Genomic DNA, 10,727 nt, shown 5'->3' on the forward strand with positions numbered 1-10,727 from the left:
GCGATCGCCACCCGTTACGACAAGACCGCCACGTCCTACCGCGGGATGCTCGACCTGGCCACCCTGCTCATCTGGCTTTGAGGACACTCTCTAGCAAGCTCGAGCAGTTCACTCTGGAACCCGACGACATCCTTTGCGTCCGATCTGGCGCGATGGATCAGCCCGCCATCGCCCGCGCAGAGCACACCGGGTGGTTGTTCGGCGGAAACATCCTGCGCCTGCGAGTGCACGACCGCAACGTCGTCGAGCCCAACTTTCTTCTCGCTTACCTGTCCCTGCCCGAAGTACAGCACTGGATCAGCGAACGGACAGCAGCCAGCGTTGTACCGACGATCAGCGTCGGGACACTAGGAGAGCTGTCGGTTCGCCTGCCCTCGATCGCGGAGCAGGCACAGATGGGCGCGGTGGTGCAACAGTTCGATCAAATGATCGCCAACCACCGCAAGCTGATAGCCGTCGCTGACGAAACCCGGTCGGCTTTGGCCGTCCAGATGCTTCACGGGGAACTGGACCTGCGATGACACCTCCGACACGAACCCGACGTGCTGGCACGAAGCCCGCCGGGACGCCACGAAGGCCGGGCGTTCAGGGGGTTGTTTCCGGCGTGGTCGGACTGAGCGGGCCAGCTGCGGCGGTCGCCGCTCAAGCCCCATGGTGGGCGGTCATAGCCGTGAGCGTCGTCTCGCTAGCCGTCACAGGACTCCAGACGTGTCTCCCGCAAGAGTCCAGCGATCGACTCGCCTGGTGGAAGGACCGACGACGTCACCGCGAACGGCTCCTCCGAAACGCCACGGAAAAGGCGATTTAGCTCGACAGCGCCGAAAGCACGACCGCACTATACAGCTGGGCACAGCTCAAGTCGCGGCCACAGAGTCGTATGAAACCCGTGTCGGGCTCTTGGCACGATGGACATCCGACGGTGTCATACACCGTGTCCAGGCTCGCTATCTCAGTGTAGCCGTTCGCGGCGGCGATGGCGCACGGCGGCGCCGTCGGTACGCGGGCGCTTTGCCAACGCGGCGATGGCTCGCTCGACTACGACGGCATCGGTCCGCGGAAGAAGCCGCCGGCACTGCCGAGTGTCCAACCTGGCGACACGCCATTCACTTTGGCCCTGCTGTTCAACAGGCCGATCGGTCGGCGGCGCCGTCACCAGAGCTGGCGTCCTCGCTGGCGAGGCTGATCTGACGGGAGCAGCGTCGGCGAGTTCACGTCCGGCGGGCCGCTGCTCTCCGGCAGGCTGTATTGAGCATTCCGTTGAAAAAGAGAGACTCCCACGACCGGTGAAGCGGTCGCCGCAGACCGGATCGGGCGCAAGGTCACCCGCCCCGCCGGTCGGCTCTTTGGACACGTCAAACCAGCGAGCCGGGAGCATTCCAGCGCATCGGCATGTGGCGGCCGCCGGTCGCGGCGGTCTTCGCGGTTGGGCGGCGCCGGTTAGGTCTGGATCGCCGTCTCGACACCGATTTGCTGAGCAACGGGTGTCCACAAATCGACCGAGACCAAAGGGGATTCGATGCTGACCACTAATGAATAGTGGACACCCAGATCGCTCTGGTCGTACGCCTTTCGGTAGCGCCACCAACCAGCGACGGGCAGCACGGCAATGTCGCCCTTGCTGGCCAGGTCCGCTGCGGTCCCGGTCCACAAGTCGGTGTGTAGGGAACCCGCGACCCGCTGGTTGGGGCCGAACATCCAACCTTTATCGCCAGCGAGGTCGATCGGCTTCTGTCCGTCATTCCTGGCTCGCATATTGACCCTTTGGCGAAAGGCAGTGAGATTATCTTCGGGACGCCTGACCTCGAACTTGAGGCCGAATGACCGGTAAGCATATTTGCCTGCCCAACCGCGGTTTGAGGGGTTTGGTTCGATGAAGTAGGACAAAGTCACTCGCATCGACACTTCGGTGCCACCAAGGGCCTCCAGCTGCTCCCGCGGCCAGGGCAGTTGATGGAGATTCATCTCTCGCAGCCGCCCTTCGGCCGGATTGCCGATGCGTTCAAAAGGCCGAATCTGTGCTTCTGACACAAGGGTGAGTGCATCTGACGCGCTGTGAAGCGCACGCTGCCGGCTGGGAACCCCCATACCGTAACGACGGAGAAGTAGGTTGGCTTTGCGTGTCTTTGCCGGCTCGGCATCGAACCAGCGCTGCATCGCTGGGGTCCATCGGGCAGAGTGGACGATCAGCGCCCTGACAGTCTCTGGACGCAGACCAGGGTATTCGGCCATGATCGACGCGGCGATCGCGGCGACCTGAGCAGATGCGGCGGATGTGTCTCTCGTCGTGGTAAACGCACCGCCGCCGAAATTCTGATAACGCGTTGTGAGTATGCCTAATGCGTCCGGAGTTTGGGCCATTGCGTCGCCTGCCGACACTGCGACGTTTCCACCCTCAGCGACTACGTCAGGCTTGTACGGCCATTTGGCCGTTTCGAATGCCACAGATGTTCGACTGGCGGGTGCGAGTTCCCCCCGTGCAGCGAGTACGGAGTATCCGTCGAATTCTGCTGGCGCGCCCGACAGATCGTCTTTGTCGGTGTATGCGCCGACAGTGAGAGCGTTCCACGCCTGGGCCGGCTCTTCGACCGGTTCGCTATCGCAGCGGTCCAGATGGTTATCGGAGGGGACGATGTCGCGGATATTGCCTGCGGAGACGATGAAAAGGCGTGGGTGCGTGGGTTCGTCACGATCGAGGTAGACCAGACCCGGCTCGGTGGTGCTGATCGCGCGGCCGTAGGCCAGGGCGTCGACCGCAGCGGACCAGGATGTGGGCTTGCCCGCTGCGTCACGCGTCGCAGCACCGTCGCTGTTGGTCGCGGCGGGAGTGTTGGTGGTAACAGCCAGCAGAAAAGCCCGCTCGCGACGTGGAGCAGCGATCTCGGGGCGGTCGACCGCTTCCGCCGTTGTCGCACCGTGTAACTCAGGGTCGTTGTCTCCGCGGTCGGGCAGGATTTTCACCGACTCCAGGCGGTGGCGGAGTTCGAGAGTGTGGTCACCGACGACGACCTCATGCAGGTTCTCATAGAGCGCCAGGCCTGCCATCTCGGTTCCGTGTGGCTGCGTCGGAATATGCCTCCATGTCACGTCTGCGACATGGACATCGTCGGCGTTCAGTGAATGCCCCAGGAGGGGATGCCCATCTTGGACTCCGGTGTCCAGTACACAGACCGTCGGCGCAGCGCTACTAGCACTCTTGGTGCGGGCCACGAGTTCTCGGACCCAATCGGCTTGCTCTGCAGCATCCAGCTCAAGCAGGTCATCAACAACTTCGCGCGGTGAACGCAGCTCAGCGAGATCATCGAGTAGTTCGAACATCTCCGAGAGTTCGTGAACGGTCGCATACAGCAACGCGACAGTTCGGTCCCCGAAGCCCAGGAAGTTGCGGCCGACGGGAAGCTCGTGCTGCGCAGCGTAGCTACGCAGCCGGCCGAGACCGCCGTCTTCGTTGTCACGCTTGCGAAGCCAGACCTCCCACCATCGGCGGCAGTGGTCGTCAGCGGGAAACAGTTGATCCGCATCGGTCCACAGTTCACGAATCGTCGCGCGTCGAATCGACGCGATCCCCTCCACCAGCGCCATGTGCTTGGGTTTGTCGTCGGCGGTAGTCGCTACATACTCGGCGAGACGGGACAGAAAGTACTTTTTGCCACCGACGGGGACATAGACAGTCGCGTGCTGTTCGACGAAGCCCGGGCTACCAACAGCCTTGACCGCAACCAGAACAGGTTTCGCCCCTCCCCCGCTCGGATCGAGGCTCTTCAACGCCAGCTCAAGACCCGGAAACGAAACGAACGTGATGTAAGTACCGGACTCGTTCTCGTCGTCATCGGAGGGCGCGGTAGCAGCGTCGAGTTCCGTCTGGAGACGGAGTCCGTGGCTAGCGAGATCACCGCGCAATCGTTGACGCGGTGCAGCTACCGCGGGCCTAGAAGCAAATGGCTCCGGTTGCGGCGCTGCCTGGATTATGAGGTGTGGCTTGTCGCGCTCTCCCACTGCGATTAGCGTGCCTCACCATCAGGACCGCCCAGCCGATGCCGGTCCTCGAGCGCAGCGACAAGATCGTCTGTTCGGATCATTTCCCGTTCCGACAACACTGCCGACTTCGCGGCACTTTCGGCCGCGGCAGTAATGTCTGCGTGACTGAGATTTTGTGCCGCAAAAGTAATTCGCTTCCAGCCCAGGTTTCCGACACGAAAGTTCGACAGCCGATTCCTGATCACAGCTCGTGCAGCAACTTCGTCCGGTGGCTGGAACGCAATTACCGTGTCGAACCTGCGAAACACCGCCTTGTCCAGAAGCTCCGGGTGATTAGTCGCGGCGACAATCACACTATCCGAGGCATCTTCCTCCAGAAACTGAAGGAATGAATTCAACACACGCCTGATCTCACCTACGTCGTTGCCCACTGACCGATCACCCGCCAGAGCGTCGATCTCGTCGAACAGGTAGACGCCCTGAGTCTCCACCAACGCATCGAAAACCATGCGCAGTTTGGCCGCAGTTTCGCCCATGAATTTGGTGATGATCGTGTCCAGGCGAATCGCAAATAGAGGCAGCCCCAACTCTCCGGCCAGGACCCTGGCCGTAGTAGTCTTCCCCGTCCCTGGAGGACCGATCAGCAGAAGCCGGCGCACCGGCCGCAGACCGTGTCGAGCTAAGTCGTCACGTCGGCGCTGCTCGATGAGCACTTGACGCAACTTCTCGCCGACCGGACTGCTCAGAACGAGGTCGGAAGCCCGCGCATCAGGGTAGGACACCGTTAGCAGAGATCCTAGCTCACCACGTGGCTGTTTGACAGGAACCACTGCCGCGACCCTTGAGGTTGCCACGCTCTTTCTGCGGAGCTCGTCCACCAGGTCGCGAAGTTCGTGCGAGAACTTCTCTTGTCCTGCACGCGCAGCACGGGCAGCGACCTGCATAGCCACCGAATAGAACTGCTTGTCGTCACCGTCGGAATGGCTCTTGATGAGGGCCTTGAGCTGATCGTTGGTCGCCATCACCCCTCCTCGGTCACACCGCTCCCACACCCGCAGGGGAACCTCGGCCTGCGCATTATAACGCCTACCACCCTGAAATACAGCCCTTCGCTCCCCCTATCGCCGATCGACACCCGGTGCCGACTACTGTCTGCGACATCCCGACCTTCCCTTGATGGCACACCCCACCATCAACGCGCCGCCATCACTACGAGACCGGCCTGGTTCCGTCAACGTGCACGGCCAGCGGCCGCCGCGAAACACTCCACCAGTGGTCTCACACCCACCTACGGGGAGCGCGCATACGAGATCGACCAACGCCTGATTCCGGACCACGCCGGCTTTCTTGCCGTGCGTCTTCCAGTCGGCGAGGTGTGCTTCTACCGGAAAGGTGCTGCCAGCCCGTCTATCGGCCGCCAGCGAGTCCGCTCCCTGCGCGGCTCCGTACACAAGGACGATCGGGCCGGGTTGCAGGTGCCACCACGCCTCACGTGGCGTCTCACAGATCGCCGGCCGGTCCGCCCAGTCTCGACTGCCGGTCACCAGCAGTCGGCGAGCCTGCGGCATGTGTCGACTTAACGTTTTAACGTCATGATGGGTTTTGAAATCTGCCGCTCCGAGATTCAGGGAGTTGGATGATTTTCCGACCTGATCGAAGTTGCCACAAAACCACATTTGCGGCAAAGGAAGTTTGCCTCAATGGAAGAGTGCGGTTTTGTGGCGATGTGGTTTCCCGCAAATGTGGAAATGCGGAAATGCGGGAATGTGGCCCTGACCAGGGTTTTTGATCGTGGGAGCACGAGACAAAGAAAGCCTTACCCCGGAGTGAGGTATACCACTTTCCGATCCCGCAACCTGGGAAAACTTCACCCACAAGAAACTCGAATCAGCTATCCGTTGAATAATCAACCGAAGTCAATGTAGCGTGAGCGACACCGCATCGACCATTCCCCGCACAGAAGACTTCTCCCTCGTTGATCCCGACTGACACCTGCGCGCCCGGGACGGCTATAGCGCTGGTCAAGACGCCGACCTCACCTCGTGCGCCGCCGCACTGACGTGAAACACCCGCGAATCCCGCTACAGCAGAAAGGAAACAGCATGTCACAGCGTCACCGCCCCCTCGGTCCCGGAGGTACCTGGAAGAACGGGCAACGAGTCCCCGTCACCGGCATCTACGTTGACCAGTACGGACATCCCTCGAAACATAAGCAGCACGGCACCTTCCCGCCGTGCTCCGGCAGGAGAGGTGGCCGCGCCTACCGTCGGTTGATCAACGCACAGCACATGTTCTAACTAGCGCATTGCGATGCCTCTGGAGGGGCACTTGGACCCGTACCCTCCAGAGGCCCCATTCTGCCACCTACTCCAACAATATGAGCGCCGGCGGGCGGATCGCCATCCAGTTACAGTCAGTGGGTGCGTACGCGATCCACGACCCCTTGAACACCTGCTGAACGATCCGAGTCCGGCCCGGCTTGTTCAGGTCATCCAGGTAATCGATCGCGTCCGACAGAGTCCAGCGCCGCCGTGGACGCAAGAACATGTCCGTGTTCGCGGCCTCCAACGCCTCCAGCTGCGACCCATACGGTCCCACCTGCGAAGGGCCGGTGCGGTCCTACGACGTCCCGGCCACCATCCACACGCCCTCCGGCGCGGCGCCGGCGCCGGCGCCGCGCCCTTGATGACGATCGGATGCCGGTAAGGGTGCGGGTACACCGGCTTACCGCACGTCTCGCTCCGCGGAATCGACTCGCTCAAATCGCTTCCTCCTGCGATAAGAGGCGAATGCCGTAGTTCGCGCCCCTCTTACAACCCACGCAGCGCCCGAGCACCACCCCACGCTCGATCGTCGTCATCTGTACGATCGCGAGCAGCTCCGTCATGGACAGCGGATACCGGACCCCGCTCGCGGTGTCCTTCAACACGAACCGCGCCGCGGACTGCCCGCGCTCGGTCCCCACCACCCGCAGCGCGACCTTGAACGGTTCGTTCGGACGCCACCCGTCAACCCGCCCGGGAACGTCTCCATATGGCCGGTGCTCGCATTGAACGGCACCTCGGCCAACGTCTGTCTGCCGCGTCATGACACCGGGTCCGGTTCTCGAAGCCCCGAAGCCGCGCGGTTCTTCAGGATATACGCTTCGATCGCCGCCTTTGCGTCGACATGCCAATCCGCGCGCGGCTCCCGCCAAGACACCGAGAACCCGTACACCCGGTCACCCTTTCAACCCGGAAGGTCACGGCGATGCGGAATCCCTTCGGCACCTTCATGTCGACCACCCACGCCGGGATACGCTTCTTGGACTTCGGCCGGCCGAGCAGCTCCAGCTGCAACGTCGCCTGAACCGGGTACACGCCTTCGGGCATCTGGATCGCGATTGCCGTGGTAGCTTCGTCCTCGAACCAGTAGCGGCGACGCCCGAACCTGCTCATGGGGTCAATCTTCGGGCCGTGGTCAAACCGGGCAGCTAGATCCTGCGGGCTTTCACTTCGCGCTTCGCCGCATCCAGGAACTGGCCGGTCTCCAACCCCAACACCAGGCACAGCGCATCCAACTACCGGACAGACAACTTCCCGCCCTGCTCAGCGTCCATCACGGAGCCCGGCAACAGACTCGAAGCCTGATCGAGTTCCAGACACGTGAGGCTGGCGGCGCGACGCTCCAACGACAACTGCTCCCCAACCACAAGGTTGATCCTCGCGTGCAGCTCGCGGTCACCCATGCTCACAACCCCAGTGTGCACCCAGAAACCCGCTGGCAATCGCAGTTCGACGAGACAGCCTCCCACTCAACAAATCCCGAGCGCGCCACGGATGCGCGGCGTACCGTCGTGACGTGAACAAGGCCCGCATCGAAGCCCATGTCGTTGACCTGGTCAACCAGGTCTGTACTGGTGGGAAGATCGAAGACGCGTACGTCGAGGCCAAAAGCGAGTGGCCCGACGTAAACAAAGCACGCCAGCTCGCCGCGATGGCCAACGCTGCTGGCGGTCAGCCGATCACCTGGATCATCGGCCTTAACGAGGACGACCACAGTGTCGAGGCTCTTGACGCCACGGACCCGGCTGATTGGTGGCCGCAGATGGAGAAGCGGTTCGTGGACGGTATCGCCCCCACGATGACCGATCTCCGGGTGAACACAGAACATGGATGGGTCTACAGCCTCACCTTCGAGACCGACCGGGCACCGTACCTTGTGACTACGGGCGGCAAGGGCCCAGCCGAGTCCGAAGCGCCCTGGAGGGAAGGCACCCGGACACGCACCGCGAAGCGGCACGAACTGCTGTCCCTGCTCAGGGCCCAAGTATCTGTACCGGAACTCGAACTGGTGAATGCTCACGCGCGCATCATGAGCATGCTGTCGGCCGCCGTCCCTCAGTACCGTCTGTGGTTCGAGACCCAGTTATTCATCAACAGTGAGCCCGGTCAAAACATCACCTTCCCAGCGCATCACTGGTCTGCGACCTTCACAACCGACAAGGGTTTCTTCATCCCGACCGGCACGCTGCGCTTCCGAACAGAGAACGATCCGGTCAGGCAGAAGACCGACCACCGGGTATTCGCCACTCCGCCTCAACCGGCACCAATCAGCCCCTACGGCGCGACGAAGCGCGACGCCGGCCTGTTCGTCCTCAGTCCCGACGTCGTGACGCTCAACATCGGCTTTGAGGTCCTCCAAACGTTGGCGGATCCTAGGCTGACCGAATCTCAATGGCTCGAAGTAGAGATCCGGCTGCCTTTAAACGGATCTGCTCGCGTTGCCCAGATTCGTCACCGTATGCCGGTATTTGATCTTGCAGAGTCCACGGACACCTCGGATCTGGTCCGGAAGTGGCAGGAGTTCGGCTTCGACATGAGCTAAAGCCGGTACCGAACGTGCTCATGGCCCATATCCCCGTTCGCTTCGTCTTCGGCCAGCACATCGGCGGCTGTCCGCCGCCAGCACTTCAATCCCGGCGCCAACTGCTGCGCCAACGCCAGCGCGGCGTCCAGGTCGTGCCGGTATCGCGCCATCCACTCATCACGCCGCTTCGGCGAAATGGACTCGTAGTCCCGCTGCCCGTCTACGTCGTAGCAGCCGAGACGGTTCTTCACAGCCCACTTCCCGCGCCCGCAGTACTCGACGGTGACCGTGTAGCTGTGCCGCTCCTCATGATCGAGCGCATTACGGAGCCTGTGATGGAAACCCGGTGACAGATTGCCTGGCCCCGGTGACTCCCCCAGCCGCACCGCTCTGGCGGGCGAGGTTCGGGGCAACGGCGATGCCGGAATGGCGCTCGATCCAGGTGACTGTGATTAGTATCGTCATCGCGCCCCATCATCTTCGGTTTGCCAGGGGTTAGCCCGAAGAGTGGGCGGCCCAGTGTGTCGTAGGTCGACACCCCGAGCGGCCAGAACTACGACCGACACCGCGCGACGTCATGCCCTGTCATCGAGCGTGCCAGACCGACCATGCCAGGTTACCCCTCACCGAAGAGCGCTCGGCAGCCATCGCCGTTCCGTCTCACCAAAATCTCACATTTTTGATGAGAAGCGACGGAAATGATGGGATTTGTTCGACACTCAGCTGAGCGGTGAGCAGCGTATTTTCCAGCGCTTTTGAGGTGTTTCGGGAAACTTTCGGAGAACTTGAACCTGTGTCAAGTGGTCGCCGGTTCAAATCCTGTCAGCGCGACAGATAGATGCAGGTCAGGGCCTTACGGAGATCATAGCCGTAGGGCCCTGAACCGCGTTTCCCAAACTTTCCCCAAAAATTGCCCGTTGGATTGGGGCGAAGGCCGGGCAGAAGGCCATCCCGGAGTCTGAGCGCCCGGACCTGACCGCATGGCGGCGCCAGCACGCACTTCGCAAATCATCCGCCGCGCAACCGCGCAGTCCGTGGCCCGCAGCGACCCGCATGCCGACGTCTACTTGGAAAGCCGGGAGGCGACCGTCGACCGTCTGGCTGAGCGCGTCGACTACTTGTTTGATCAGCCCGGATGAGTGGTGGCCTTACGGTCCAGCAACGGGCTCCAAGTCACTGAGCGGCTGGTACTGGCCGGGGCGGGCTGGAAGCCAGAGGACCTCCCTGGACCCGGTTACCGAACCGCGCAAACATGGCGTGAAACACATTCTGCGCCTCCGCCGATCCTTCAATGGACCAGCGGGGGCTCAGCTTTCGCGCAAAACCAAGTCAGGGGAAAACATTCATGGCATACCAGGATCAGCAGGCATTGAACGTCGCACGGCGAAGGCGAACGAACCGCAACGTCCTCATCGTCGTTGGCGTCCTACTCGGATCGTTCCTGCTGTGCGGGCTCATAGGCTCCATATTCGGGGACGACGCGGAAAGCGAAAGCCCAGCACCGACCACTACACGAACCGCAGCAACAACCACCCCGAACCGACGACCTCAACATCGGTGACCACGGCTCCCCCGAGCAGCACAGTCAGCGTCGCTCCACCCCCTCCCGCACCGCCAGCGACGACCATCGCCCCACAACAGCCGATGCCAACCACATCGGTGGCGCCAGCCCCTGCACCCGTGCCGCCACCCGTTGCTGTGCCCGAGTGGACACCCGAGCCGACGACCACAGTTCCGCCTGTGCCTGCCCCGGCGCCCTCCGGTGTGTACTACAAGAACTGCGACGCTGCCCGTGCCGTGGGTGCCGCGCGGGACTGTGGATTTAACGGTGTTTCCGGCCTGATTCGCTGACCGGATGGTCAGCGGGAAGGTGCCGTGATGACGACACTTGATGCCGTGGCGAA

8 protein-coding genes are annotated in these 10,727 nt (G+C 62.3%); 2 read left to right on the plus strand and 6 right to left on the minus strand.

Annotation, left to right across the window (positions count from 1 at the left end; all coding sequences use genetic code 11):
- Positions 1 to 152 precede the first annotated feature (152 nt).
- Positions 153 to 521, plus strand: coding sequence for a restriction endonuclease subunit S (locus tag ACWCPQ_RS34695; RefSeq protein ID WP_449907312.1), 369 nt, complete (start codon positions 153 to 155; stop codon positions 519 to 521).
- Positions 522 to 1,437: 916 nt separating this feature from the next.
- Here ACWCPQ_RS34695 and ACWCPQ_RS34700 read toward each other — a convergent pair.
- From ACWCPQ_RS34700 to ACWCPQ_RS34720, 5 genes are all read right to left on the minus strand, one after another.
- Complete coding sequence (locus ACWCPQ_RS34700) at positions 1,438 to 3,993, minus strand: S8 family peptidase (RefSeq protein ID WP_449907315.1); 2,556 nt, start codon at positions 3,991 to 3,993, stop codon at positions 1,438 to 1,440.
- A gap of 5 nt (positions 3,994 to 3,998) precedes the next feature.
- Positions 3,999 to 4,997: an AAA family ATPase gene (locus tag ACWCPQ_RS34705; protein ID WP_449907318.1), complete on the minus strand. Its 999-nt coding sequence runs from the start codon at positions 4,995 to 4,997 to the stop codon at positions 3,999 to 4,001.
- A gap of 123 nt (positions 4,998 to 5,120) precedes the next feature.
- Complete coding sequence (locus tag ACWCPQ_RS34710; protein ID WP_449907332.1) at positions 5,121 to 5,651, minus strand: SLOG family protein; 531 nt, start codon at positions 5,649 to 5,651, stop codon at positions 5,121 to 5,123.
- Between the two features lie 1,082 nt (positions 5,652 to 6,733).
- Positions 6,734 to 7,063, minus strand: coding sequence for a hypothetical protein (locus ACWCPQ_RS34715; RefSeq protein WP_449907321.1), 330 nt, complete (start codon positions 7,061 to 7,063; stop codon positions 6,734 to 6,736).
- Positions 7,064 to 7,106: 43 nt separating this feature from the next.
- Complete coding sequence (locus ACWCPQ_RS34720; RefSeq protein ID WP_449907324.1) at positions 7,107 to 7,412, minus strand: hypothetical protein; 306 nt, start codon at positions 7,410 to 7,412, stop codon at positions 7,107 to 7,109.
- A 403-nt stretch (positions 7,413 to 7,815) separates the two neighbouring features.
- On the opposite strand from ACWCPQ_RS34720, the gene ACWCPQ_RS34725 reads away from it, so the two are divergent.
- Positions 7,816 to 8,841 (plus strand): hypothetical protein, encoded by a 1,026-nt coding sequence (locus ACWCPQ_RS34725; RefSeq protein ID WP_449907327.1) that lies wholly within the window; start codon positions 7,816 to 7,818, stop codon positions 8,839 to 8,841.
- Here ACWCPQ_RS34725 and ACWCPQ_RS34730 read toward each other — a convergent pair.
- Complete coding sequence (locus ACWCPQ_RS34730) at positions 8,838 to 9,074, minus strand: hypothetical protein (protein WP_449907329.1); 237 nt, start codon at positions 9,072 to 9,074, stop codon at positions 8,838 to 8,840. The genes ACWCPQ_RS34725 and ACWCPQ_RS34730 overlap by 4 nt on opposite strands.
- Between the last annotated feature and the right edge of the window lie 1,653 nt (positions 9,075 to 10,727).

This window comes from Nocardia sp. NPDC001965 (assembly GCF_053594175.1).

Excerpts from the sequence above, each read along its gene's own strand:
- ACWCPQ_RS34720 (WP_449907324.1), bottom strand. The coding sequence starts at position 7,412 with ATGAGCAGGTTCGGGCGTCGCCGCTACTGGTTCGAGGACGAAGCTACC.
- ACWCPQ_RS34715 (WP_449907321.1), bottom strand. The coding sequence starts at position 7,063 with ATGACGCGGCAGACAGACGTTGGCCGAGGTGCCGTTCAATGCGAGCAC.
- ACWCPQ_RS34710 (WP_449907332.1), bottom strand. The coding sequence starts at position 5,651 with ATGTGGTTTTGTGGCAACTTCGATCAGGTCGGAAAATCATCCAACTCC.
- ACWCPQ_RS34705 (WP_449907318.1), bottom strand. The coding sequence starts at position 4,997 with ATGGCGACCAACGATCAGCTCAAGGCCCTCATCAAGAGCCATTCCGAC.
- ACWCPQ_RS34695 (WP_449907312.1), top strand. The coding sequence starts at position 153 with ATGGATCAGCCCGCCATCGCCCGCGCAGAGCACACCGGGTGGTTGTTC.